This is a genomic window from Pseudomonas sp. 13159349 (assembly GCF_013305685.1).
Classification (GTDB): Bacteria; Pseudomonadota; Gammaproteobacteria; order Pseudomonadales; family Pseudomonadaceae; genus Aquipseudomonas; species Aquipseudomonas asiatica.
This window is the reverse complement of record NZ_CP045553.1, coordinates 4144723-4170390: the sequence shown is the minus strand read 5'-3', so window position 1 is coordinate 4170390 and position 25668 is coordinate 4144723. Positions and strand designations below refer to the sequence as shown.

The window sequence follows — 25668 nt, the reverse complement described above, 5'->3', positions numbered from 1 at the left end:
GTTAACCTTGTTGTTGATGCCCACGCTTGAAAGCGGCGAGCGAAGAGCGAAGAGCGGAAAAGTACTGGTCTTGATCTCGCGCATAGTCCATTTACGATGGCGACGCATACTCACCTTTTCGCCCTTACGGCGAGTCACTTTTTGCCAAACGCGGCAAAAAGTAACCAAAAAACGCTGCGCTCCCATCATCCGGCCCCTCCGCTGCGCTCCGGGGTTCCCTCGCGCCGGTCTTGCTCCCGGGAGTACGCGCTGCAGGCCCCATCCATGGGGCCTCAGCGCTTGACGGGCATCCATGCCCGTCACCTCCCTCCGCAAGACCTCTGCTCGGCCTCCTGAAGTCGCGAAGATCAAGATCAAGATCAAGAGCAAGAGCAGAGCAGAGCAGAGCAGAGCAGAGCTAAGCAGAACAGTGCAGTTTCACCTCTTTATTTCGGTTGACTGTACTGGCCGGTGACTCCGCATAATGTCGCCTCGAACTGACCCGGAGGTGGCATGCACAAGACAGTCCTGGTGCTGGTGGAAACCGTCGATGATTACCTGCCCATGCTGGAGCAGGCCGGCTACCGTTTGATCCGTGCCCCTTCGCCGCAACTGCGGGCCGAGGCCATCCAGCGCCATGCCCATGAAGTAGATGCTGTGCTCACCCGCGGCCCGCTGGGCCTGACTGCCAGCGAAATCGACACGCTGTCCAAACTGCAGATCATCTGCGTGATCGGTGCTGGCTACGAACAGGTTGACCTGGCCGCGGCCGCTGCGCGCGGCATCACTGTCACCAACGGCGCCGGGGCCAATGCCGAAGCGGTCGCCGACCACACCCTCGCCCTGCTGCTGGCGCTGTTGCGCGACATTCCCCGCGCCGATGCCAGTACCCGCCGGGGCGAATGGAACCGGGTGATCAGCCCCTCGGTGAGTGGCAAGCGCCTTGGCATTCTCGGCCTTGGTGCGGTGGGCCTGGCCATCGCCAGGCGCGCCCATCTGGGCTTCGCCATGCCCGTCAGCTACCACAGCCGCACGCCGCGCCAGGATGTGCCCTACACCTGGTACGACAGCCCGCAGCACCTGGCCGACGCCGTCGACATCCTGGTGGTGGCAACCCCCGGGGGAGCCAACACTCGTCACCTGGTCGATGCACAGGTGCTCGAGGCCCTGGGGGCCGAGGGCTACCTGGTGAATATCGCCCGAGCCAGCGTGGTCGACACCCAGGCCCTGGTGGCCGCGCTGCAGCATGGCCAGCTGGCTGGTGCGGCACTGGATGTGTTCGACGACGAGCCGGCTGTACCCGATGCTCTCAAGGCCCTTGGCAACACCGTGCTCACCCCCCACGTGGCCGGCCAGTCGCCGGAGGCGGCGCGCGATACGGTGACCCTGGTGCTGCGCAACCTGCAGGCGTTCTTTGCCGGCGAAGCCGTATTGACTCCGGTACGCCAGTAACCCTTTTCATACATCTGCCTGGCAGCGATCGGGCAACAAGGAGTGTGTGCATGCAACTTGAAATCTTCCAGGTCGATGCGTTTTCCGCCGAGCCGTTCGGGGGCAACCCGGCGGCAGTGATCCCACTGCAAAGCTGGCTGCCGGACGACGTGCTGCAGCGCATTGCCGAAGAGAACAACCTCTCGGAAACCGCCTACTTCGTGCGCAACGGCGAAACCTTCGACCTGCGCTGGTTCACCCCGACCGTGGAAGTCGACCTGTGCGGCCATGCCACCCTGGCCTCGGCCTATGTGCTGTTCGAACAGCTGGGCGAGCAGGCGCAGGTGCTGCGTTTCAACACCCGCAGTGGCGAGCTGCGGGTCAGCCGCAACGCTGACGGGCTGCTGGCCATGGACTTCCCGGCCAAGCAGCCGGTCGCCGTGGACATGCTGCCGGGCCTGTTGCAGGCGCTGGGCCTGGGCCAGGCACAGGCGCTGTACCGCAGTGACGACTATGTGGTGGTGATCGATGACGCCCTGTTGCTCGACACCCTGAAGCCGGATTTCGTTGCGCTGTTGGCCTTCGATGTGCGCGGTATCGCCGTTACCGCGGCAGGCCGTGGCTTTGATTTCGTCACCCGCTGGTTCGGCCCGCGGGTCGGCGTGAACGAAGACCCGGTGACTGGCTCGGCGCACACCTCGCTGGCGCCGATATGGGCCGAGCGTCTGGGTAGGAACGTGCTGAGCTGCGAGCAGGGTGGGGTGCGCAAAGGGCAGCTGCAGTGCGAAGTGCCGGGTAACGGCCGGGTGATCATCAGCGGGCGGGCGGCGTTGTACCTGCGCGGTACGGTGTACATCTGACCTTGGGCAACTGTCTTGTGCTGCCTGTGCCTGCCTCATCGCCGGCAAGCCAGCTCCAACAGGTACTGCACTGGCCTTAGAACGGCGCGGTCGGGGTGGGAGCCGGCTTGCCGGCGATGAGACCGGTACAGGCATCTATACTTGCTGGCCCATCTTCCGCTCAAGGAGCCAGCCATGGCCCTGGAAAAACACGGCACCTGCCTGTGCGGCGCCACCCGGCTCAAGGTCACCGTCGACAATACCCATATCAGCGCCTGCCACTGCAGCATGTGCCGCAAATGGACCGGCGGCCCATTGCTGGTGGTGCATTGCAGCCAGCCACCGGTGATCGAAGGGCGCGCGCCCAGCATCTATGAGTCTTCCGATTGGGCCCAGCGCGGCTTCTGCGGCCAGTGCGGCACGCACCTGTACTACCGGCTCAAGGCCAATGACTTCCACGCCGTGCCGGTCGGCCTGCTCGACGGCGACCAGGAATGGCATTTTGACTTGCAGATCTTCGTCGAACAGAAACCCGCCTGGTATTGCTTCGCCAACCAGACCAAGGAACTGACTGGCCAGGAAGCCTTCGAGCAGCTCGGCTGATTCAGGCGGCGTGCTGTGATCGATGCGCCAGCACGAAACGCCACGCGAACTTGCCAAACCGGTGCATTCCTGAGAAAAGGGCGGCTTTGTTTCCAGCGTTGGAGTATGCCCCGTGAGCCAAGAACTGCAGATCATCGACCTTGTGGAGGGGGATGGCAAAGCCGCCGTCAAAGGCGCCCTGATCACCACCCAGTACACCGGCTGGCTGGCCGACGGCAGCGAGTTCGACTCGTCCTGGTCGCGCGGCAAGCCGTTCCAGTGCGTGATCGGCACTGGTCGGGTAATCAAGGGGTGGGATCAAGGCCTGATGGGTATGCGCGTTGGCGGCAAGCGCAAGTTGCTGGTACCGGCGCACCTGGGCTATGGCGAACGCAGCGTGGGGGCGATTCCGCCGAATTCGGATTTGACCTTCGAGATCGAATTGCTGGAAGTGCTGACACGGGATGATTGAGGAAAAGGACTACACGCGCTGTCGGCCAGTGTCTGATTGAGGTGCCTCCCGGGTACGGCTAACCTTGCAGACTCACTGAGTGAAGAGGGTAGCCTATCCATGAAATCGCATTTTTCCTCACGGGTGGTACGCAAAGCGAACGCGCTGTTGGTGGCATCAGGCGCGCGAATGGAAATCTCGTTACCACGCGAACTGGCGAGTGTGGTTACCAACTCCCGAAAGACCCGTTCGGAACTGAAGGCAGCATTCGAGGCTGCGTATTCCCGCCTGCGCAAAGGGTAAGAGCCATATGGTCGGGTGTGGCACAAAGTCTCGTGGGCTCGATTCTCTTCGTGTTCTTGCTGGGCTTTCTGGTGTTCTTCACCTGGAGTCTGAATCAAGGCCCAAAGCAGGTTATCGAGCAGGTATTTGATGTAACCATTCTCGACTCTGTCTCTATGGAACAAGCAGCTGGGCCACCGTAACGGTAATCAGCGAGAGCAACGAGTAACGAACGGACACATTTCAGCAACACCCATCCTCTAATCTAAGCCTTGCCTAGGGAACGGCATCCACCTCCAGGGAGGAACCAAACGGGTTCAGGGCACTCTCACCCTCACTCGTTGCCAAGGATGGCATTCACTACAAGGATGCCCCGCGGTGCTGTTGGCGGGGTGATGTGGCGGGTCTACCCGATTCTTTCTGCCACATGGGCCTGTTTTGATGAAGTTGCCAACATTCTTCCGCCGTCGTCGTCACTGGTTGCTGAGCCTGACGCTTACAGCCATAGCCGTACCGCTGGCGCTGGAAGCAGTCGAAAGCCGGGCGCAACCGGTGGATGGCACCCAGACCCTTGTGTTCCTGCGCCACGCCGAGAAGCCGGGCGAGGGGCTGGGCCAGTTGAACTGCCAGGGCCTCAACCGTGCGCTGGACCTGGCTACCCTGCTCCCCGAGCGCTTTGGCAAGGCCGACTACGTGTTCGCTGCCAACCCCTCGCGGCATGTCGAGGAAGGCAGCAAGGACCAAAGCTACAGCTACATTCGCCCGCTGATGACCATCAGCCCCAGCGCCATTCGCCTGGGCCTGCCGGTAAACATCGACTATGGCGCCAACGACACCGACGCGCTGGCCGAAGAGCTGCTGCGCGACAAGTACCGTAACGCGACCGTGTACACCGCCTGGTCGCATGGCTACCTCCCTGACCTGATCAATGCCGTGGCTGGCAAGGCCCTCGGTGAAAAGCGGGTGATCACCGAGGACTGGAGCGGCGACGACTTCGACACCCTCTACGTCCTGACCCTGACCTGGCACGACGGCAAGGCCAGCCTGCTCAGCCGCAACGTGCGTCAGGGCCTGAATGACGGTGCGCATAGTTGCCCGACCTGATCCGCTGGTGATGGTTTGCCTGTACCGGCCTCTTCGCGGGCTTGCCCGCTCCCACAGGTACAGCGCAGCCCTTGAGAGCGGTGGGGGCCTGTGGGAGCGGGCAAGCCCGCGAAAGGGCCGGCACAGGCAAATAGAAGGTTAGCGCCCGAACCGCATCGGCCAACCCACCACTTTCTTCACCCGTGGCGTGGCATAGGTACGGACCTTGGAGGTACTCAAGCCCATGCGCACCAGCGATTCGGCCATGGTCACCGCCGCACTCACACCATCCACCACCGGCACGCCGGTGCGCTGGCGGATCTGCTCGTCCAAACCGGCCATGCCGCCGCAACCCAGGCAGATCACCTCGGCCTTGTCGTCACGCACGGCGCGTTCCGCCTGCTCGACAATCGCCTCCACGGCGCGCTGTGGGTCGGCTTCAAGCTCCAGCACCGCCAGCCCGCTGGCCCGCACCGATGCGCAGCGGTCATACAGGCCGGAGAGCTTCAGGCGGTCTTCGATCAGCGGCACGGTGCGGTCCAGGGTGGTCACCACCGAGTAGGCATGGCCCAGGTACATCGCCGTGCTGGCGGCTGCATCGGTGATGTCCACCACCGGCACGTTCAGCAGTTCCTGCAAGCCTTCGCGGCCATGTTCGCCGTAACCCGCCTGTATCACGGCATCATAAGGGCCTTCGTAGGCCAGTACCCGGTCCATCACCGCGATGGCGGCCAGGTAGCTTTCGAAGTTGCCTTCCACCGACTCGGCACCGAACCATGGGGTGAGGCCGATGATTTCCGTGCCGGGCGCTGCCACCGCACGGGCCTGTTCGGCAATGGCTTCGGTGATGGCTTCGGTGGTGTTGACGTTGGCGATCAGAATGCGCATGGGTAGTCCTCCCTGGTCAATGGCTGCTGTGGTCCACGGCGATGCATTCGCCGCTGACGTCCTGGTATTGGTGTTTGCGTGGGGCGATCAGCAGGTAAAGTGCGGCGGCGATGCCGGCACCGATCAGCCAGGAGAATGGCGCCACGCCATGGAAGTTGGGCACCAGGGCCAGGACGATGGCCAGCAGGGCGGCCGGCACGAAGGCGGCCACGGCGCGCAGGTTGATGCCCTTGGTGTAGTGGTAGGCGCCAGCCGGGTCTTCGCTGTACAGCTGCGGCACGTTGATGCAGCCTTTGCGCAGCAACCAGTAGTCGGACATGATCACCCCGTACAGCGGGCCGAGCAGGGCACCCAGGCCGGACAGGAAATACACGATCACCAGTGGGCTGTTGTACAGGTTCCACGGCAGGATCAGCACCGCCAGGGTGGCGCTGATCAGCCCGGCGCGGCGGAAGTTCAGGTGACGCGGTGCCAGGTTGCTGAGGACGAAGGCCGGGGCGACGAAGTTGGCCATGATGTTCACCGCCACCGTCACGATCAGGAAGGCCAGGCAGCCCAGTACCAGGAACGCTGTACTTGGGATGGCCGCGACGATCTGGGTCGGGCTGTCGATGATCTGGCCGTTGATCTGGAACTGCGCGCCGCACAGCACCACGGTGATCACGGCGAACACCAGGATGTTCACCGGCAGGCCCCAGAAGTTGCCGACGCGGATGGTCTTGCGGCATGGCGAGGAGCGGGCGAAGTCACAGAAGTTCAGCACCAGGGTGCCGTAGATCGCCAGCCACAGCGCGCCGCCGGCAAATATGTTGCGCCACATCTCATAGCCGGTCAGCGGTTCGGCAACCGACCAGGCGATGCGGGCGTCGGCCTTGAAGTACATGAACACCGCCAGGGCGGCGACGGTCAGCAGGATCACCGGGCCGGCAAAGGCCTCGTAGCGGCGCACCATCTCCATGCCATAGGCCAGGATCACCAGCTGCACCAGCCATATCGACACGAAACACACCCAGCCCAGGCTCGACAGGCCGAGGATGCTGTCGTGGTCGTAGGCTGCCATTTGCGGCCATACAGCGGTGAGCAGCACGCGCAGCACCACCGAAGCCAGGTAGGTCTGGATGCCGAACCAGGCGATGGCGATGACCGCACGAATCAACGCCGGAATCTGCGCACCATGGATGCCGAAGGCGATGCGGCTGATGACCGGGAATGGTACGCCGGTCTTCTGCCCCATGTAGCCGGACAGGTTCATGAAGAAGTACACCAGCGCCGCGCCGATGGCCAGCGACAGCAGGATCTGCCAGCCACCCAGGCCGAGGGCGAACAAGCCCATGGCGAACGAGTAGTTGGCGATGTTGTGCACATCATTGGTCCACAGCGCAAAGATGCTGTAGCCGCCCCAGCGGCGACCTTCGATGCGCGTCGGCGCGAGGTCGCGGTTATGCAGGCGCGGGCTCAGGGCGAGTTCCGGCTGGCTGCCGGCGAGAGTGGACGCGGGGTGGGTGCTGGCGACGGATAGTTCAGGGGCAAGGTCGAAGCTGGTACTCATTCCGGCGGGCTCCTGATGCACGTGGACTGCGATGAGCGGGCATGCGCACGGGCTCGCCATCTCGTCGGTGCAGCGTTGGCATCTCAGGGTTTGGGGCGCGGCGGCCGATGTTGAGTCGGCGTCGCGGGTTCTTGTGTATTTATGTTTTGCTTGGTTTGTATACAAAACACGAACACACAAAAGCGAGTTCCATGCCAAGGAAAAAGCAAACTTCAGTTGGCCATCATTTTGAACTTACCTTGTTGAGTTGTAAGTTCATGAAATGAAGAGAGTATAAGTTGACCAAATGAACAGATTTAAATTTCCCGAAGGTAATTTTGTTGATCGTTTGGTCAGAATAATTTGTGGGAAGTGTGTAACCTATTGGGGCGCAATCTTGAAAAGTGCACACAAAAACGGCACTTAAGGTGACATTCTTGTGTACAAAAATTGGTCAACTTTTTCCTGTGCTGGCCTCTTCGCGGGTAAACCCGCACACAAGTACCCCGTAGCATTCAGGTCGGTCGAAATCCTGTGGGAGCGGGTTTACCCGCGAAGAGGCCCGCACAGGCAGATTCAATCCATCGGCGGCAACCGCCGCTTGACCGGTGTCTTCTTGATGATCGCCGTATTGGTTTCGGCCACCGTATAGAGGCGGTCGAGCAGGGTGTCCAGTTGCTCCATCGAGCGAACATGCAGGCGGGCAATGAAGCAGTCTTCGCCAATTACCTTGTCGCACTCGGTGAATTCGGGAATGGCGATGATCTGCCGTTCCACCTCCTGCAGCTTCCCGGGTAGCGGGCGGATGCGTACGATGGCCTGCAGTTGGTAGCCAAAGGCGCGTGGGTCGACCTCTACGGTGTAACCGCGCAACACGCCGCGTTCCTCCAGGCGACGCAGGCGTTCGCTGACGCTGGGTGAAGACAGCCCGCTGATCTGCGCCAGGGCCTTGAGCGAGCGGCGCGAGTCTTCCATCAGCGCGTTGATCAGCAGTTGGTCGATGGCATCGGTCATGGTCACCTCAATCAGGTTATTCGCGTTATTTGCCTTGATAGTAAAGGCAAACTGGCCAATCTTCCTTCGTTATGCGCTGGAAGGCTCGCCGACAACCTTTGCATACTGTTGCCATCGTCAACAGGAGGTTTGAGATGGACAGTTCATTGCGTCGTGGCTCGCTGGAAATGGTTGCCGCCATGCTGATTTCCGGGACCATCGGCTGGTTCGTGCTGGTATCTGGCCAGCCGGTGCTGGAGGTGGTGTTCTGGCGTTGCGTGTTCGGTGCCGTGACCTTGCTGGCGATTTGCGCGGGGTTCGGCTTTCTGCGGCCTGGCGCGATAAGCCGTACGGCGTTCCTGTTGGCGATTGCCAGCGGTGTGGCCATTGTCGGCAACTGGGTGTTGCTGTTCGCCTCCTACTCGCGGGCATCGATTGCCATCGGCACGGCGGTGTACAACGTGCAGCCGTTCATGCTGGTGGGGCTGGCGGCGGTGTTCCTGGGCGAGAAGATCACCCTGGCCAAGGTCACCTGGCTGAGCGTGGCGTTCCTCGGCATGCTGGCCATCGTCAGTGCCCATGGCGCGGGGCAGGGTGGCGGCGAGGACTATTTGCTGGGCATTGCGCTGGCGCTGGGGGCGGCCTTCCTGTATGCCATCGCGGCGTTGATCATCAAACGCCTGAGTGGCACGCCACCGCACCTGATCGCGCTGATCCAGGTGGCCACGGGTGCGCTGTTGCTGGCGCCGTGGGTCAAGCTTGGCGGGTTGCCGGGTGAAGTGCCGGCGCTGGCCAGCCTGGTGACCTTGGGCATGGTGCACACCGGCTTGATGTATGTGTTGCTGTACAGCGCCATCCAGCGCTTGCCCACGGCGTTGACCGGGGCGCTGTCGTTCATCTACCCGATTGCGGCGATTCTGGTGGACTGGGTGGCGTTCGGGCACCGGCTGGCACCGTTGCAGTGGCTGGGGGTGGCGTTGATCCTGCTGGCGGCGGCGGGGATGCAGCAGGGGTGGTGGTTCCGGCCCAGGACGATAGCGGTCAAGGGCCATTGAGGCCGCTTTGCGGCCTATCGCCGGCAAGCCAGCTCCCACTTCGACCGCATCGGGCTCAAGCCATGCGCAGTACCTATAGGAGCCTGGCTTGTCGGCGATGAGGCCAGTACAGGCAGTACAAGTTGCTCCCAGGTAATGCACAGTTCTCAAAGCTTGCGCAGGACCTGTGGGAGCTGGCTTGCCGGCGATAGGGCGCGAAGCGCCCTCTGGAGGTAGAATGCCGCTTTTGCCAGCTTGCGACCCATGATGACTTCGCCGATCCAGACTCTGGAGCAACACCTGCTCGCCGCCCTCGACCCTGCCCCGCAGGAAACCCGCCGCCTGTTCCACGGCCGCGGCCGCTGCTGGGCGGGCCTGGAGCAGGTCACCGTGGACTGGCTGCAAGGCGTGCTGTCGGTCGCCCTGTTCCGTGAGCCGCCTGACGGCCAGCTAGCCGAACTGGAATCCATGCTGCTCACGCTCGCCGAGCGTCCACAGTGGACTGGTCAAGCCATCCTTCTCCAGCATCGCTACCTGCCCGACAGCCCGGGCCAGTGGCTGCTGGGCGAACCGTGCCAGCAGCGCGAGGTGGTCGAGGATGGGCTGGCCTACCTGCTGGACCTGGGCGTGCGGCAGAACAATGGCCTGTTCCTCGACATGCGCTATGGTCGGCGCTGGGTTCGCGAGCAGGCGGCGGGCAAGCGCGTGCTGAACCTGTTTGCCTACACCTGCGGTTTCTCGGTGGCGGCGATTGCCGGTGGCGCCCAGCAGGTGGTTAACCTGGACATGGCCAAGTCGGCGTTGTCCCGGGGCCGCGACAACCACCGCCTCAATGGCCACGATGCGTCGCGGGTGGCCTACCTGGGGCACGAGCTGTTCAAGTCGTGGGGCAAGGTGCGCAAGTACGGGCCTTACGACCTGATCATCATCGACCCACCGACCTTCCAGCGCGGCAGTTTTGTGCTGACCCAGGATTACGCGAAGATTCTGCGGCGCTTGCCGGAGTTGTTGAGCGAGGGCGGGACGGTGCTGGCATGCGTGAACGACCCGGGCATCGGGCCAGAGTTTCTGATCGAGGGGATGGCGGAGCAGGCGCCGTCGCTGGCATTTGTCGAGCGGCTGGAGAACCCGCCGGAGTTTCCTGACGTGGACCCGGCGGGGGGCTTGAAGGCTCTGGTATTCCGCCAGGTCTGATGTTGCCTGTACCGGCCCTATCGCCGGCAAGCCAGCTCCCACAGGTACTGCACAGGTCTTGAGTACTGTGGAGTCCCTGTGGGAGCTGGCTTGCCGGCGATAGGGCCGGACCTGCATGCATCAATTACTGATTGTTGGTGTAGATCTGGTCAAACACCCCACCATCATTGAAGTGGGTCTTCTGCACGGTGCGCCAGTCACCAAAGGTCTTCTCCACCGACAGGAAGTCCACTTTCGGGAAGCGGTCGGTGTACTTGGCCAGTACCGTCGCATCACGCGGGCGCAGGTAGTTCTGTGCGGCGATTTCCTGTGCGGCTGGCGACCACAGGTACTTCAGGTATTCCTCGGCCGCTGCCTGGGTGCCTTTCTTCGCCACCACCTTGTCGACCACGCTGACCGGCGGCTCGGCTTCGGCCGACACGCTCGGGTAGACCACTTCGAACTGGTCGCGGCCGAACTCGCGGGCGATCATCTCGGCTTCGTTCTCGAAGGTCACCAGCACGTCGCCGATCTGGTTGGTCATGAAGGTGGTGGTGGCGGCGCGGCCACCGGTGTCCAATACCGGCGCCTGCTTGAACAGCTTGCCGACAAAGTCCTTGGCCTTGTTTTCATCACCGCCTTGCTTGAGCACATAGCCCCAGGCCGACAGGTAGGTGTAGCGGCCGTTACCCGAGGTCTTGGGGTTGGGTACGATCACCTGTACGCCATCCTTGAGCAGGTCGGGCCAGTCTTTCAGCGCCTTGGGGTTACCCTTGCGCACGATGAACACAGTGGCCGAGGTGAACGGCGCGCTGTTGTTCGGCAGGCGGGTTACCCAGTTGTCCGGCACCAGCTTGCCGTTGTCGGCCAGGGCATTGATGTCGGTGGCCATGTTCATGGTGATGACATCGGCCGGCAGGCCATCGATCACCGCTCGCGCCTGCTTGCTCGAGCCGCCGAAGGACATCTGCACGTTGACCTTCTCGTTGTGCTCGGCTTCCCAGTGCTTCTGGAAGGCCGGGTTGTAGTCCTTGTAGAAGTCGCGCATCACGTCGTAGGAAACGTTGAGCAGGGTGGGGGCAGCCTGGGCGAAATTGCCCAGGGCAAGGCCTGCGGCGAGCAGCGAGGCGGTGAAGAGTTTTTTCACGTTGCTTCCTTGTTATCGAGAAGGTGTTGGCAGTTTGCCTGCGACTATAGCGGGTGGGTTTGTGGGGGTTAAAGAACAAAAAACACTTTGGTTATGCTTCTGCCTGTGCCGGCCCTTTCGCGGGTAAACCCGCTCCTACAGAGACAGCGCAGGGTTCGGGCCTGTGGTGATCCTGTGCGGGCGGGCTTGCCGGCGACAGGGCCGGAACAGGCGGAATCATTGTTTGGGAAACAGCACATTCCCGCACCGCGAACAGAACGCCGCGCCATGCTCATGGCTTTTCTTGCTGCAAGTCGGGCAATCATGCTGCAGCTGCTCCCCGCGCATGGCATTGGCCAGCTCGGCGGTAAAGATCCCGGTCGGTACGGCGATGATCGAATAACCGGTAATCATCACCAGCGACGACAGCACCTGCCCCAGCGGGGTCTTCGGCACGATGTCGCCAAAGCCTACCGTGGTCAGGGTAACGATGGCCCAGTAGATACCCTTGGGAATGCTGGTAAAGCCATGCTCAGGCCCTTCGATCACATACATCAAGGTGCCGAACACCGTCACCAGGGTCGATACCGTCACCAGGAACACGATGATCTTCTGCTTGCTGCCGCGCAGCGCCTCCATCAGGTAATGGGCCTGCTTGAGGTACGGGCTGAGCTTGAGCACACGGAAGATCCGCAGCATCCGTATCACGCGGATGATCAGCAGGTACTGGGCGTCGCTGTAGTACAGCGCGATGATCCCCGGCACGATCGCCAGCAGATCGACCAGGCCATAAAAGCTGAATGCGTAGCGCAAAGGCTTGGGCGAGCAGTACAGGCGGGTGAGGTACTCGGCCAGGAAGATCGCGGTAAAGCCCCACTCGACACCCGCCAGCAGGCCGGCGTAACCCTGGTGCACTTCGTCGATGCTGTCGAGGATGACGGTAACCAGGCTGGCCAGGATGATCAGCAGGAGGATCTTGTCGAAGCGCCGGCCGGCTACGGTGTCGGTCTGGAAGACCATTATGTAGAGGCGTTCACGCAGGGATTGTGGGGTGGACATGGGCTCGGGTTCCGCGGGTAAAAAATGCCAAGCCTAGAGGGTCTTGGTAAGTAACGGGAGTGGGGGCACATGGCAGACCTGATAGAACTGATAGTTTTCCTCAGTTACGCCAGTGGGCATCATTGGGCGCAAAATCGATCGAGTATGGAGCGAACACTATGTCCGATGTCCCGCTTTCGCTGCTGAGTCCGGGCAAGACAACTCTGCTGCAGGTTGATGAGGTTGGTAGTATCGTCGCCGAGCGAGGCTCGCGCCAAGGGGAATGGTCTTTTCTGCCCTATGGACAGCTTTCCTCGCAGCAGGCTGTCGGCGCACTGCGGTTCGTGGGGCAGTGGTTCGACCCAGTAGTACAGGGTTACTTCCTGGGCAACGGGCTCAGGTTGTATATCCCGGCCATCATGCGGTTCCTGAGCCCTGACAGCCTGAGCCCATTCGCTGCGGGCGGAATCAATGGCTATGTGTACTGTTCTGGCGATCCCGTTAATTTTCACGACCCTTCTGGCCGTGCCAGGACTGGCCTTACCAAACTGTTGATTAAGTTCGACCTGCCGAAGCCGCAGCTACGGGGCTATCTTAAACCGCTGGGTCGACTCGAGAGTCTCAAGCAGCGACGTTCCGTGTATCGGCTGAAGGACGGCAATTTTGAACACTTCGAGTTCATGGGGGCAGGTAAGAAGATCCTCGGAGCACGACGCACCGAGCGTTCGGCGTTCGAGTCCTACATGAGCTCCGAGTCTTTTTATCGGTCTGGCGAGTTGTATATTCCGCAGTCGACTGTTCCCCAGGAAGCAGTCGACGGGCTCACTAGGGCTGGTTTTACATTAACCCGGTTCGACGTTGACACCTACGTCGACGCCCTGTTCCCAGGAGCAGCGAGCGCCCAACCCGGGGGAATGGCCAATCCCTGCCTGCATCGGCGCAGCAACTTTTACGCCACAGATCCGGTCGCTGAAGTGGCGCGGACCAGAGGTTCGCAGGAGAGCTAAGTAATCTTCAGCTACGTTGCGTCAGGTCTTGATGCGATTGATGTCGTTTCAACCGAGCCAGGGCGACGCCAAGGATCCAGCAGGCGACGACGAAAGGGGCTGTCAGCAGAGGCAGATCCAGGCTCGCGGTAGTCCTTTGCACAGCGATTGCCATCACGATCGCCAACACTGTTACCCACGGCCGCTCTTCTTGCCTGCTGAACGCCAGTGCTGCCAGTGCAGCGTTGAAGCCATACAGGCCCAGCCAGGCGGCTTGCGCCTGGTCGGCGAACAGTGCCACGCCGCCGCCGATGGCCGAGCCGATCACCGCCCACATTGCGGCATAAGGGTTTGCGATGAATATGCCGATGACGATCAGCAGACCGGCCAGCGGCTGGTCGAGCAGGAAGATCTGGCCCACGCCGCGCGCCAACGCGTACAGCGGGTCGGCTTCGACGAAGCCGCTGGGCGAGGGGCTGGCGATCAGCAATACGGCCCAGCCAAGCAGGACGAAGGGTGCGGTGTAGGCGATCAGCAGCTTGCCGCCGCGCTTGCGCCACTGGTGGGTGATGATGCTGGACAGGCCGCCAGCGGCGATGATCAGTGGCGGCAGGATGACCGACCAGGGCAGCACGGCGCTGATCAGGATGCCGATCAGTACGCCGTTGTAGCTGTACAGGCCTGCCTGGCGGTCGGCACGGTCGTAGCCACGAGCCTGGGCGGTGAGCAGGCCGGCCAGGGCGCCGAGCAGGGCGCCACCGACCAGGCCGGGGGCGGTCAGCAGGATGGCCAGCAGGCAGCACAGGCCGCACAGGGGGTTGCGCAGCAGCAGCACCTGGCTGAAGCCGTTGAGTAACGCCGTGGCCCAGTCGGGGCACGGGTTGACGAAATTTTTGGTGTACATCGGGGCAGTCAGTGAGGTTGATGGGGCGCGGTGGGCCTCTTTGGGCCTTGGGTTTTCCGCAGTTGTGGTGTTTCTGTGTACGAGGAGGGCTTTGCCCTCCATTCGCAGCACAAGGCTGCTCCTACAAAGGGACCGCGCAGCGGGAGGTTTTCGCGGTCCCTTTGTAGGAGCAGCCTTGCGCTGCGAATGGGGCGCAAGGCGCCCCCGAAATCTCAGATCAAGGTCTCGATCCGCAGCGTGTTAGTCGACCCTGGTTTGCCGAAAGGCACACCGGCGGTGATCAGCAGCGTGTCGCCACGGCTGGCCATGCCTTGTGCCTGGGCAATCTCCAGTGCGGTGGATACAACCTCGTCCACCTGGCGCAGGCGGTCGTTGACTACCGAGTGCACGCCCCACGCCACGCTCAGGCGACGCGCGGTGGCCAGGTTCGGGGTGAGGTTCAGGATCGGTGCCCGTGGCCGCTCGCGTGCCGCGCGCAGGGTCGAGGCGCCCGACTCGCTGTAGTTGACCAGCACCGCCACCGGCAGAATGCCGCTGATACGGCGGATGGCGCAGCTGATGGCGTCCGATACGGTGGCCTCGGCCTTCGGCCGGCCAACGTCGAGCTGGGCCTGGTAGTCCGGGCCGTTCTCCACCTGGCGGATGATCTTGCTCATCATCTGCACGGCTTCCAGCGGGTACTCACCCGAGGCAGTCTCGGCCGACAGCATCACCGCATCGGCACCTTCGGCCACGGCGTTGGCCACGTCGGTGACTTCGGCGCGGGTCGGCGCTGGCGAGAAGCGCATGGATTCGAGCATCTGGGTGGCCACCACCACCGGTTTGCCCAGTTGGCGGCAGGTGCCGATGATGCGTTTCTGGATTTGCGGCACGCTTTCGGCCGGCACTTCCACGCCCAGGTCGCCACGGGCCACCATGATCGCATCCGCAAGCTCCGCGATGGCTTGCAGCTGTTCGACTGCCGATGGCTTTTCGATCTTCGCCATCAGGTAGGCACGGTCACCGATCAGCTGGCGTGCTTCGGTGATGTCTTCGGGGCGCTGTACGAACGACAGGGCCACCCAGTCCACGCCCAGCTCCAGGCCGAAGGCCAGGTCGCGGCGGTCTTTCTCGGTGAGCGGGGAGAGGTCGAGCACCGCTTGCGGCACGTTGACACCCTTGCGATCGGACAGCTCTCCACCGGCCAGCACTTCGGTGTCGATGGCGTCGCTGTGCTTGGCGGTGACGCGCAGGCGCAGCTTGCCGTCGTCCAGCAGCAGGTCCATGCCCGGCTCGAGGGCGGCGATGATCTCGGGGTGCGGCAGGTTGACCCGGCGGCTGTCGCCCGGGGTGTTGTCCAGGTCCAGGCGCAGGGCCTGGCCGCGTTGCAGCTGCACCTTGCCGTCGGCAAAGCGGCCGACGCGCAGCTTCGGCCCTTGCAGGTCCATGAGGATACCCAGTGGGTAGTTCAGTTGCTGCTCGACTTCGCGGATCCACTGGTAGCGCAGGGCGTGGTCGGCATGCTCGCCGTGGCTGAAGTTGAGGCGGAAGATGTTCACCCCGGCTTCTACCAGTTGGCGGATGTCGTCGATGCCTTTGATCGCAGGGCCGAGGGTGGCGAGGATCTTTACTTTTTTATCAGGCGTCATGATTGGGCAGTCTCGAGGATCAGGATGGCGCGGAAGTCGTTGACGTTGGTGCGGGTCGGCTCGGTGACGATCAGCGCATCCAGGGCGGCGAAATAGCCGTAGCCGTTGTTGTTGTCCAGCTCGTCGCTGGCCGACAGGCCCAAGGCTTCGGCGCGGGCGTAGCTGGCCGGGGTCATGAAGGCGCCGGCGTTTTCTTCCGAGCCATCGATACCGTCGGTGTCACCGGCCAGGGCGTACACGCCCGGCAGGCCTTTCAGGCTTTCGGTGAGGCTGAGCAGGAACTCGGCATTGCGCCCGCCACGGCCATTGCCGCGCACGGTCACGGTGGTTTCGCCGCCGGACAGGATCACGCAGGGTGCCTTGAGCGGCTGGCCGTGCTGGACGATCTGCCGGGCGATACCGGCGTGCACCTTGGCCACTTCGCGTGATTCGCCTTCCAGGTCGCCGAGGATCAGCGGGCTGAACCCGGCCTGGCGGGCTTTGACCGCGGCGGCTTCGAGCGACTGCTGGGGCTTGGCGATCAGCTGGAAGTGGCTGCGGGCCAGGGTCGGGTCGTCGGCCTTGACGGTTTCCGAGGCGGGGTTGTTGAGCCAGTCGATAACGGCCTTGGGCGCTTCGATGTTGTAGCGCTTGAGGATGGCCAGGGCATCGGCCGAGGTGCTCGGGTCGGCCACGGTAGGGCCGGAGGCGATCACCGTGGCGAGGTCGCCCGGGACATCGGAAATGGCATAGGTGTACACCGTGGCCGGCCAGCAGGCCTTGGCCAGGCGGCCGCCCTTGATCGCCGAGAGGTGCTTGCGCACGCAGTTCATCTCGCCGATGGTGGCGCCGGATTTCAGCAGTGCCTTGTTGATCTGCTGCTTGTCGGCCAGGGTCAGGCCTTCGGCGGGCAGGGCCAGCAGTGCTGAGCCACCGCCGGACAGCAGGAAGATGACGCGGTCGTCTTCACTGAGGTTGCTGACCAGTTCCAGCACGCGTTTTGCCACGGCCAGGCCGGCGGCATCGGGGACCGGGTGGGCGGCTTCGACCACCTCGATCTTCTGGCAGTTGGCACCGTGACCGTACCGTGTGACAACAAGCCCGGAGACTTCGCCCTGCCAGCACTTCTCGACCACTTCGGCCATGGCGGCTGCGGCCTTGCCGGCACCGATGACGATGACCCGGCCGCTGCGGTCGGCGGGCAGGTAGGGTTCGAGGACTTGACGGGGGTGGGCGGCGGCGATGGCTGTGTCGAACAGCTCGCGGAGAAGTTTTTGCGGATCGACCGACATGGCAGGCTCCCAATTATTGTTGTTCTGCAGAATCAAAAACGCCCCTGGAACTGCCTCCGTGCAGGCCGAACCAGGGGCGGGTGTTGCTCGGTGCCACCCTTGAAGCTGTGGTCGCAGGTTCAAAGGTGTTGGATCTGAGATTTTGGGGGCGCTTTGCGCCCCTTTCGCGACACAAGGCCGCTCCTACAGGGGACCGCGATCCGTTGTAGGAGCGGCCTTGCGTCGCGAAAGGGCTGCGCAGCAGCCCCCGGATCTAGATCATTTGTCGTCGCGGATCGAGAAGTTGGCCATGTGCTCCAGGCCTTTGATCAGCGCCGAGTGGTCCCAGTTGCCGCCGCCCAGGGCCTGGCAGGTGTTGAACACTTGCTGTGCATTGGAGGTGTTGGGCAGGTTGATGCCCAGTTCCTTGGCGCCTTGCAGGGCCAGGTTCAGGTCCTTCTGGTGCAGGTTGATGCGGAAACCTGGGTCGAAGGTGCCCTTGATCATGCGCTCGGCGTGCACTTCGAGGATCTTCGACGAGGCGAAGCCGCCCATCAGGGCTTCACGTACCTTGGCCGGGTCGGCACCATTCTTGGCGGCGAACAGCAGGGCTTCGGCAACGGCCTGGATGTTCAGGGCAACGATGATCTGGTTGGCCACCTTGGCGGTCTGGCCGTCGCCATTGCCACCGACGCGGGTGATGTTCTTGCCCATGGCTTCGAACAGCGGCAGGGTGCGCTCGAAGGCTTTCGGGCAGCCACCGACCATGATGCTCAGGGTCGCGGCCTTGGCACCGACTTCGCCGCCGGACACCGGGGCATCCAGGTAGGCAGCGCCGGTAGCCTTGATCTTCTCGGCGAAGGCTTTGGTAGCGGTAGGGGAGATCGAGCTCATGTCGATCACGACCTTGTTCGGGCCCACGCCTTCGGCCACGCCGTTGTCACCGAACAGGACGCTCTCGACCTGCGGGGTGTCGGGGACCATGACGATGATGAACTCGGCTTCCTGGGCAACTTCCTTCGGGTTGGCCAGGGCCACGGCACCGGCGGCGATCAGGTCGGCCGGGGCAGCGTCGTGGTGGGTGGAAATGAAGATGCTGTGACCTGCTTTCTGCAGGTTCTGAGCCATGGGCTTGCCCATGATGCCGGTGCCGATGAAACCGATTTTAGCCATGAGAGATTACCTCGTTGTATTTGTTGAATCTCGATGGAGCAGACAACGCGGCCCCGTGTAGGAGCGTGTGGTCCTTAAATAGCGTTATGGGTCTTCAGCCAGCCCAGGCCCGCTTCGGTGGTGGTCAGTGGCTTGTACTCCGCGCCCACCCAGCCCTGGTAGCCGATGCGGTCCAGGTGTTCGAACAGGAAGCGGTAGTTGATCTCGCCGGTGCCTGGCTCGTTGCGGCCGGGGTTGTCGGCCAACTGGATGTGGTTGATCAGTTTCAGGTTGGCTTCCATGGTGCGAGCCAGGTCACCTTCCATGATCTGCATGTGGTAGATGTCGTACTGCAGGAACAGGTTGTCGCTGCCAACCTCGGCCTGGATTTCCAGGGCCTGTTTGGTGGTGTTCAGGTAGAAGCCAGGGATGTCGCGGGTGTTGATCATTTCCATGACCAGGCGGATCCCAGCGGCTTTCAGCTTGTCGGCGGCGTAGCGCAGGTTTTCCACGAAGGTCTTGCGCACGGTGGCGCAGTCCGGGCCTTGTGGGCGAATGCCGGCCAGGGCATTGACCTGGGTGTTGCCCAGCACCTTGGCGTACTCGATGGCCTTGTCGACACCGGCGCGGAACTCCTCGACGCGGTCAGGGTGGCAGGTGATACCGCGCTCACCCTTGGCCCAATCGCCCGCCGGCAGGTTGAACAGCACCTGGGTCAGACCGTTGGCGTCCAGCTGCTGCTTGATCTCGGCAGCGCTGAAATCGTACGGGAAGAGGTACTCTACGCCGCTGAAACCAGCATCGGCGGCAGCCTTGAAGCGGGCCAGGAAGTCCTGTTCGGTGAACAGCATGGACAGGTTGGCAGCGAAGCGAGGCATGTTGTGTCTCCTAGCGATGAAGGCCCCCGGCGCCCTGAGGTAGGGGCCGGCACGGGGGCGTCAGGCGATCAGTCCAGCAGCGAGATGGCGGTTGGCGCGTCGTTGCCGACCAGGGCCAGGTCTTCGAACTCGTTGACCGCGTTGATCTCGGTGCCCATGGAAATGTTGGTCACACGTTCGAGAATCACTTCGACCACCACCGGTACGCGGAACTCTTCGGCCATCTTCTGTGCCCTGAGCAGGGCAGGGGCGATCTCGGCCGGCTCGAATACACGGATGGCCTTGCAGCCCAGGCCTTCGACCACGGCGACATGGTCGACACCGTAGGTGGCGGCGTCGGTCGAGTTGATGTTCTCGAACGCCAGTTGTACACAGTAATCCATGTCGAAGCCACGTTGCGCCTGACGGATCAGGCCCAGGTAGGCGTTGTTCACCAGTACGTGCACGTACGGCAGGTTGAACTGTGCGCCCACCGCCAGTTCTTCGATCATGAACTGGAAGTCGTAGTCACCCGACAGCGCGACCACCTTGCGCTTTGGATCGGCCTTGACCACACCGAGGGCGGCAGGGATGGTCCAGCCCAGCGGGCCGGCCTGGCCGCAGTTGATCCAGTGGCGTGGCTTGTACACGTGCAGGAACTGCGCACCGGCGATCTGCGACAGACCGATGGTGCTGACGTAGCAGGTGTCCTTGCCAAATACCTGGTTCATTTCTTCGTAGACGCGCTGCGGCTTGACCGGCACGTTGTCGAAGTGGGTCTTGCGCTGCAGGGTGGCCTTTCGCTCCTGGCAGTCTTCCAGCCAGGCCTTGCGGCACTTCAGCTTGCCAGCGGCTTTCCACTCGCGGGCCACTTCGAGGAACACGTCCAGTGCCTTGCCAGCGTCGGAAACGATACCCAGGTCCGGGGTGAACACGCGGCCGATCTGGGTCGGCTCGATGTCCACGTGCACGAACTTGCGGCCTTCGGTGTAGACGTCGACGGAACCGGTGTGGCGGTTGGCCCAGCGGTTACCGATACCGAACACCAGGTCGGATTTCAGCAGGGTGGCGTTGCCATAGCGGTGCGAAGTCTGCAGGCCGACCATGCCGACCATCTGTGCGTGGTCGTCCGGGATGGTGCCCCAGCCCATCAGGGTCGGGATTACCGGTACACCGGTCAGTTCGGCGAACTCGACCAGCTTGTCGCTGGCGTCGGCGTTGATGATGCCGCCACCGGCTACCAGCAGCGGGCGCTCGGCGTCATTGAGCAGGGCCAGAGCTTTTTCGGCCTGTACGCGGGTGGCGGACGGCTTGTGCACTGGCAGCGGTTCGTAGGCGTCGATGTCGAATTCGATTTCGGCCATCTGCACGTCGAACGGCAGGTCGATCAGTACCGGGCCTGGGCGGCCGGTGCGCATTTCATAGAAGGCCTTCTGGAAGGCGTAAGGCACCTGGCCCGGCTCCAGAACGGTGGTGGCCCACTTGGTGACCGGCTTGACGATGTTGGTGATGTCGACAGCCTGGAAGTCTTCCTTGTGCAGGCGGGCACGTGGGGCCTGGCCGGTGATGCAGAGGATCGGGATGGAGTCGGCGGAGGCACTGTACAGGCCGGTGACCATGTCGGTGCCGGCTGGGCCGGAGGTGCCGATGCACACGCCGATGTTGCCTGGGTTGGCACGGGTGTAACCCTCGGCCATGTGCGAGGCGCCTTCGACGTGACGAGCGAGGACGTGATCGATGCCACCGACTTTCTTCAGGGCCGAGTACAACGGGTTGATGGCAGCCCCCGGGATGCCGAACGCGGTATCTACACCTTCACGGCGCATGACCAGAACGGCTGCATCGATTGCTCTCATTTTGCTCATGGTTTGTGCCTCATCGATTTTGTAATTGTATACAACTTGCTTTGTGCCAGAGTGTATTCACGGCTGGCCGCTCAGGTCAACGGGTTTTCGTCGGACGAGGCCGCTTTCGTTCAAGCGCCCGTGAAAACGGGCGTTTGCAATCTCGCATACGATCGTTTCAATTTATTGTATACAAAAAAAGATTCAGTTGTGTTCTATTGGCTTATCGGTTTTTCACCTGCCCTCAGGGCTTCTCACAACAAGAAGAGGACCTTTCCATGAACGCTTTGAACCTGAAAGTCGCGGTCAGCCTGGTGAATGCCGCGCTGGCGGCGGGCCGCAAGATCAACGCCGCGCCACTGACCGTGGCGGTGCTCGATGCCGGCGGCCACTTGCTGGCGCTGCAGCGCGAGGATGGCGCCAGCCTGATCCGGCCGGAGGTGGCTACCGGCAAGGCCTGGGGGGCGATTGCCCTGGGCAAGGGGTCGCGCCTGCTGGCGCTGGACGCGCAGCAGCGGCCGGCATTTTTTGCCGCGCTGAACGGGTTGGGCGAGCGACCGGTGGTGCCGGCGCCGGGTGGTGTGCTGGTGCGTGATCAGGACGGCAAGGTGTTGGGTGCGGTAGGGATCAGCGGGGATACGTCGGATATCGACGAGCAGTGCGCGATCAGTGCGATCGAGGAGGTGGGGTTGAAGGCGGATGCCGGGGTAGCGGCGTAAGGCTGAAGATGGCTGGGGCCGCTTTGCGGCCCTTTCGCGACACAAGGCCGCTCCTACAAGGGATCGCAGGTAGTACGCGATCCCTTGTAGGAGCGGCCTTGTGTCGCGAAAGGGCTGCAAGGCAGCCCCACTGGCCCTGTCAGGCTAGCTCAGGCTCACACCCCTTGAGCACCATGCGGATGATGGTCTCCGCCGCCGCGTCATAGTCGCTGTCGGCCAGCTTGGCCTTGCCGGTCACGGCAGAGATCTGCCAGTCGAAATCGGCATAGGTCTGGGTCGCTGCCCAGATGCTGAACATCAGGTGATGCGCATCCACATGGGCGATTTGCCCGCGGTCGATCCAGCGCTGGATGCACTCGATGTTATGTCGCGCCTGCTCGTTCAGCTGCGCTACCTGGTTCGGCGACAGGTGCGGGGCACCGTGCATGATCTCGCTGGCGAACACCTTGGACGCATGCGGCAGGTCGCGCGAAATGCGGATCTTCGAGCGGATGTACGCACTCAGCACTTCCTTCGGGTCACCGTCGGCATTGAACGGGGTCGACGCCTGCATGATCGGCGCGATGATACTTTCCAGGACCTCGCGGTAGAGGTTGTCCTTGGATTTGAAGTAGTAATACACGTTCGGCTTGGGCAGGCCGGCCTTGGCCGCGATATCGCTGGTCTTGGTGGCGGCGAAGCCCTTGTCGGCGAATTCCTCGCTGGCCGCGCGCAGGATCAGTTCCTTGTTGCGCTCGCGAATGGTGCTCATGGTCAGGGATCTTCCTCGTGTCTGGCCACCTCTAAGAGGGATCGGGCATGGTAGCACCGGGCTCGACGGGCGCTCAAGGCAGCGGCTTTGGGCTAGAATCCTGGGCACTCACTCTTCTGGATGCAGGCAAACATGGCAGGAAGCAGTCTACTGGTACTGATCGACGACATCGCCACTGTGCTCGATGACGTCTCGGTGATGACCAAGGTGGCGGCGAAAAAGACCGCAGGCGTGCTGGGCGATGACCTGGCGCTGAATGCCCAGCAGGTCACCGGGGTACGTGCCGAGCGCGAGATCCCTGTGGTGTGGGCAGTAGCCAAGGGCTCGATGGTGAACAAGGCCATCCTGGTGCCGGCGGCGCTGCTGATCAGTGCGTTCATTCCCTGGGCGGTGACGCCGTTGCTGATGCTGGGCGGTGCCTACCTTTGCTTCGAGGGCTTCGAGAAGCTGGCGCACAAGTTCCTGCACAGCAAGGCCGAGACTGACGCCGAGCACGAAGCGCTCAAGGAGGCGGTGGCCGATGCCAATGTCGACCTGGTGGCGTTCGAGAAAGCCAAGATCAAGGGCGCGGTACGTACCGACTTCATCCTATCGGCAGAAATCATCGCCATCACCCTGGGCATCGTTGCCGACTCGCCGTTGACCCAGCAGATCGTCGTGCTGTCGGGTATTGCGGTGGTCATGACCATCGGCGTCTACGGGCTGGTGGGCGGTATCGTCAAGCTCGATGACCTGGGGCTGTGGATGACCCGCAAGGCATCACGCCTGGCCAGGGCGGTGGGTAACGGCATTCTGCGTGCCGCGCCATACATGATGAAGAGCCTGTCGGTGATCGGCACGGCGGCCATGTTCCTGGTTGGTGGCGGGATCCTGGTGCATGGCATCGCACCTCTGCATCATGCGATCGAGGCATTTAGCGAAGGGCGTGGCGGGGCGTTGACCGTGGCACTGCTGAACGGCGGTGTGGGGGTTGTGGCCGGTGCCGTGGTGCTGGCCGTGGTGGGCATTGCGGGGAAATTGTGGCGGGCGGTTCGGCCGGCCACCTGATTTGCATGGCCGGGGCTTTGCCCCGGTTCGCGGACAAGCCCGCTCCCACAGGGAATACACAGTTTCCGAAACCTGTGCCGTACCTGTAGGAGCGGCCTTGTGCCGCGAAGGGCTGTGCAGCAGCCCCTATGCTCCGATCAGAAGTGAACCTTGAGCAGGAAGCTCATGGTGTTCTGGTCGGTGGTGAAGGCATCGGAATCCTTGATGCCGTACTTGTTCTTCCAGTAGTCGTACTCCACACCCACATACAGCTGCTTCTCGCCCAGGTGCAAGGCCTTGCCCAGGTCATACTTGATCTGCGGGTTGAAGTGCAGGTTGGCCTGGTAGGTGCCGCGGCGGTTCTCGTCGTTGTCCACCACCCAGTCCATGAAACCGTCGATCAGCACATCGGACGAACCGACCGGAATGGTGTACGACCACACCGGGGTGATCTGCCACACGTTGTCGCCGGCGCGGCTGCCGTCGGTGGTGCGGTTGTAGAAGTTCAGCTGGAAGTAGTCGAAGCCTGGGATGTCCAGGTCGAAGCCAGGGCCGATCAGGTAAGACTCGGTATCACCTTCACCGAACTCGTAGGTCATCGCCAGCAGTACGTCCTTGACCGGGCCGAACGCCAGCTTCTGGTCGAAGATCTTGCCGAACGACAGGCGCGGGCTGATTTCGCCGTAGTAGGTGTTCGGGCCGTTGCCCTCATCTTTCTGGCCCTGGTAGAAGATCTTGTCGACAAAGATGAAGTTATCGCCGTACTTCCAGCCATCAGCGTGCTCGAAGGTCACGGTTTGCTGGATCGACGGGTTGACCTTGAAGTTCTTGCCCCACAGGTAGGTCAGGCTGTTGTTCTGCCATTGCAGCAGGTCGCCGCCGAAGGTGGTGCCACAGGCCAGCAGGCCGCCGGCGAGGATCAGGCTGTTGATGGTACGCATTGCGAATGTCGCTCCCTTGATTGATCTGTTGTCAGCGCTCGTTATTGGCGCTTTTTGTCTTTTGAGTCAGCTTTTTTCGATAGGCCACAGCTGTTTGGCAAGGGTTGAGCCAACTTTCCTGGGCTGGCAAAACCTTCCTGCTCGACTTCGTTCTGAACGGATGAAAAGGGTCTTTCAGGCTGGCAACACGTTGGCCAACCGCCCGTATTCATTGACTGAGCGGTCAGTAAACGCAGGCAGAATCCGTTCTGCCCTGATCGAGGGGGCGCGCAGATTACTGGCTTGCGCGCCTTGCCTCAAGTGCTCCGTCCTGGAGCAGAGTGGAACAAACTTGTGCGTTTGGTCAGTTTTCTAGAAGTGCACTTTGATCAGCGCACTGGCGACACTCTGGTTGCTTTCCAGATTGCCGCGGCTGTCGATGCCGTACTTGTCCTTCCAGTAGCTGTACTCAAAGCCCACGTACAGCTGCTTGGCGCCCAGGTTCAGCGCTTTGCCCAGGTCGTACTTCACCTGCGGGTTGAAGTGCAGGTTGGCGTGGTAGGTGCCACGGCGGGTCTGGTCATTGTCGGTGACCCAGTCCATGTAGCCGTCGATCAGAATGTCGGACCTGCCCACGGGGATGGTGTAGGACCAGCCGGGGGTGATCTGCCAGACGTTGTCACCCGGGCGGCTGCCCTCGGTGTTGCGCACGTAGAAATTCAGGGTGAAATAGTTGAAGCCGGGGACGTTCAGGTCGAAACCTGGGCCGATCAGGTAGGCCTCGTTGTCGCCTTCGCCGCGCTCGTAGGTCATGGCCAGCAGTACGTCCTTGATCGGGCCGAAGGCCAGCTTCTTGTCAAAGATCTTGCCGAATGACAGGCGTGGGCTGAACTCGCCGTAGTAGGTGGTGACGCCTTTGCTGGCGTCGGCCTTGCCGTTGTAGAAGATCTTGTCGACGAACATGAAGGTGTCGCCGTACTTCCATTTGTTGGCGTGCTCGAACGTGATGGTCTGCTGGATATCAGGGTTGACCTTGAAGTCCTTGCCGTACAGGTAGGTCAGGCTTTCGCCGTGCCATTGCAGCCATTCGCCTGCATGCGAGGGGAGGGTGGCCAGCAGGCTGCTGCCCAGCAACAGGGACGTGGTGATGCGCTTCATGTTGTGATTCCCGGACTTATTGTTTTTGTTGGCGGTTTATTTGGCG

The 25668-nt window shown here is 62.3% G+C and carries 24 protein-coding genes; 10 read left to right on the top strand and 14 right to left on the bottom strand.

Annotated elements, in window-relative coordinates; genetic code table 11:
• Positions 1-492: 492 nt before the first annotated feature.
• The 5 genes from GEV38_RS19225 (at position 493) to GEV38_RS19205 (ending at position 4668) form a co-directional block, all read left to right on the top strand.
• Positions 493-1431 (top strand): 2-hydroxyacid dehydrogenase, encoded by a 939-nt coding sequence (locus GEV38_RS19225; protein ID WP_015271183.1) that lies wholly within the window; start codon positions 493-495, stop codon positions 1429-1431.
• Positions 1432-1481: 50 nt separating this feature from the next.
• A complete protein-coding gene (locus tag GEV38_RS19220; RefSeq protein WP_015271182.1) occupies positions 1482-2270 on the top strand; it encodes a PhzF family phenazine biosynthesis protein in 789 nt (262 codons plus the stop codon).
• A 174-nt stretch (positions 2271-2444) separates the two neighbouring features.
• The gene (locus GEV38_RS19215) at positions 2445-2852 is read left to right on the top strand and encodes a GFA family protein (protein ID WP_015271181.1); all 408 of its coding nucleotides are present in this window, start codon (positions 2445-2447) and stop codon (positions 2850-2852) included.
• 112 nt (positions 2853-2964) lie between these two features.
• Positions 2965-3303 (top strand): FKBP-type peptidyl-prolyl cis-trans isomerase, encoded by a 339-nt coding sequence (locus GEV38_RS19210; RefSeq protein WP_003254365.1) that lies wholly within the window; start codon positions 2965-2967, stop codon positions 3301-3303.
• Positions 3304-4005: 702 nt separating this feature from the next.
• Positions 4006-4668, top strand: coding sequence for a hypothetical protein (locus GEV38_RS19205; RefSeq protein WP_015271179.1), 663 nt, complete (start codon positions 4006-4008; stop codon positions 4666-4668).
• 138 nt (positions 4669-4806) lie between these two features.
• Here GEV38_RS19205 and GEV38_RS19200 read toward each other — a convergent pair whose 3' ends face one another.
• The 3 genes from GEV38_RS19200 to GEV38_RS19190 form a co-directional block, all read right to left on the bottom strand.
• On the bottom strand, positions 4807-5535 hold the full coding sequence (locus GEV38_RS19200) for an aspartate/glutamate racemase family protein (RefSeq protein ID WP_015271178.1): 729 nt from the start codon (positions 5533-5535) through the stop codon (positions 4807-4809).
• A 16-nt stretch (positions 5536-5551) separates the two neighbouring features.
• Complete coding sequence (locus tag GEV38_RS19195) at positions 5552-7084, bottom strand: NCS1 family nucleobase:cation symporter-1 (RefSeq protein WP_039614451.1); 1533 nt, start codon at positions 7082-7084, stop codon at positions 5552-5554.
• A 555-nt stretch (positions 7085-7639) separates the two neighbouring features.
• Positions 7640-8077, bottom strand: coding sequence for an Lrp/AsnC family transcriptional regulator (locus GEV38_RS19190; protein ID WP_003260363.1), 438 nt, complete (start codon positions 8075-8077; stop codon positions 7640-7642).
• Between the two features lie 134 nt (positions 8078-8211).
• Between GEV38_RS19190 and GEV38_RS19185 the strand changes: the two genes are divergently transcribed.
• Positions 8212-9111 (top strand): DMT family transporter, encoded by a 900-nt coding sequence (locus GEV38_RS19185; protein ID WP_054573076.1) that lies wholly within the window; start codon positions 8212-8214, stop codon positions 9109-9111.
• A gap of 246 nt (positions 9112-9357) precedes the next feature.
• Entirely contained in the window at positions 9358-10284 is a 927-nt protein-coding gene (locus GEV38_RS19180; RefSeq protein WP_043936224.1) for a class I SAM-dependent methyltransferase, read from the top strand.
• 124 nt (positions 10285-10408) lie between these two features.
• Here the strand turns inward: GEV38_RS19180 and GEV38_RS19175 are convergent, their stop codons facing one another.
• Both GEV38_RS19175 and GEV38_RS19170 read right to left on the bottom strand, forming a co-directional pair.
• Positions 10409-11410, bottom strand: a complete 1002-nt coding sequence (locus tag GEV38_RS19175) for a sulfate ABC transporter substrate-binding protein (RefSeq protein WP_015271174.1) — start codon at positions 11408-11410, stop codon at positions 10409-10411.
• Between the two features lie 216 nt (positions 11411-11626).
• Positions 11627-12448 carry an ion transporter gene (locus tag GEV38_RS19170; protein WP_054573077.1) on the bottom strand — a complete coding sequence of 274 codons (822 nt, stop codon included), beginning with the start codon at positions 12446-12448 and terminating at the stop codon, positions 11627-11629.
• 158 nt (positions 12449-12606) lie between these two features.
• On the opposite strand from GEV38_RS19170, the gene GEV38_RS19165 reads away from it, so the two are divergent.
• The gene (locus GEV38_RS19165) at positions 12607-13434 is read left to right on the top strand and encodes an RHS repeat-associated core domain-containing protein (protein WP_054573078.1); all 828 of its coding nucleotides are present in this window, start codon (positions 12607-12609) and stop codon (positions 13432-13434) included.
• A 7-nt stretch (positions 13435-13441) separates the two neighbouring features.
• Here GEV38_RS19165 and GEV38_RS19160 read toward each other — a convergent pair whose 3' ends face one another.
• From GEV38_RS19160 to gcl, 6 genes are all read right to left on the bottom strand, one after another.
• Positions 13442-14317, bottom strand: a complete 876-nt coding sequence (locus tag GEV38_RS19160; RefSeq protein ID WP_054573079.1) for an urea transporter — start codon at positions 14315-14317, stop codon at positions 13442-13444.
• Between the two features lie 212 nt (positions 14318-14529).
• Positions 14530-15945, bottom strand: a complete 1416-nt coding sequence (gene pyk / locus GEV38_RS19155) for a pyruvate kinase (RefSeq protein WP_013973542.1) — start codon at positions 15943-15945, stop codon at positions 14530-14532.
• Positions 15942-17216 carry a glycerate kinase gene (locus GEV38_RS19150; protein ID WP_054573080.1) on the bottom strand — a complete coding sequence of 425 codons (1275 nt, stop codon included), beginning with the start codon at positions 17214-17216 and terminating at the stop codon, positions 15942-15944. Before GEV38_RS19150 ends, pyk begins: the two co-directional genes overlap by 4 nt.
• A gap of 258 nt (positions 17217-17474) precedes the next feature.
• The gene (locus tag GEV38_RS19145) at positions 17475-18368 is read right to left on the bottom strand and encodes a 2-hydroxy-3-oxopropionate reductase (protein WP_003259509.1); all 894 of its coding nucleotides are present in this window, start codon (positions 18366-18368) and stop codon (positions 17475-17477) included.
• 74 nt (positions 18369-18442) lie between these two features.
• Entirely contained in the window at positions 18443-19225 is a 783-nt protein-coding gene (gene hyi, locus GEV38_RS19140) for a hydroxypyruvate isomerase (RefSeq protein WP_003259508.1), read from the bottom strand.
• Positions 19226-19293: 68 nt separating this feature from the next.
• The gene (gcl, locus tag GEV38_RS19135) at positions 19294-21069 is read right to left on the bottom strand and encodes a glyoxylate carboligase (RefSeq protein WP_054573082.1); all 1776 of its coding nucleotides are present in this window, start codon (positions 21067-21069) and stop codon (positions 19294-19296) included.
• A 257-nt stretch (positions 21070-21326) separates the two neighbouring features.
• Between gcl and GEV38_RS19130 the strand changes: the two genes are divergently transcribed.
• Positions 21327-21767: a heme-binding protein gene (locus tag GEV38_RS19130; RefSeq protein WP_013973539.1), complete on the top strand. Its 441-nt coding sequence runs from the start codon at positions 21327-21329 to the stop codon at positions 21765-21767.
• 139 nt (positions 21768-21906) lie between these two features.
• Here GEV38_RS19130 and GEV38_RS19125 read toward each other — a convergent pair whose 3' ends face one another.
• Positions 21907-22518 carry a TetR/AcrR family transcriptional regulator gene (locus GEV38_RS19125; RefSeq protein WP_015271167.1) on the bottom strand — a complete coding sequence of 204 codons (612 nt, stop codon included), beginning with the start codon at positions 22516-22518 and terminating at the stop codon, positions 21907-21909.
• Between the two features lie 132 nt (positions 22519-22650).
• Between GEV38_RS19125 and GEV38_RS19120 the strand changes: the two genes are divergently transcribed.
• Positions 22651-23565, top strand: coding sequence for a DUF808 domain-containing protein (locus GEV38_RS19120; protein ID WP_015271166.1), 915 nt, complete (start codon positions 22651-22653; stop codon positions 23563-23565).
• A gap of 137 nt (positions 23566-23702) precedes the next feature.
• Here the strand turns inward: GEV38_RS19120 and GEV38_RS19115 are convergent, their stop codons facing one another.
• Both GEV38_RS19115 and GEV38_RS19110 read right to left on the bottom strand, forming a co-directional pair.
• Positions 23703-24485, bottom strand: coding sequence for an outer membrane protein OmpK (locus GEV38_RS19115; protein ID WP_025340033.1), 783 nt, complete (start codon positions 24483-24485; stop codon positions 23703-23705).
• Between the two features lie 351 nt (positions 24486-24836).
• The gene (locus GEV38_RS19110; protein WP_015271165.1) at positions 24837-25622 is read right to left on the bottom strand and encodes an outer membrane protein OmpK; all 786 of its coding nucleotides are present in this window, start codon (positions 25620-25622) and stop codon (positions 24837-24839) included.
• Positions 25623-25668 lie beyond the last annotated feature (46 nt).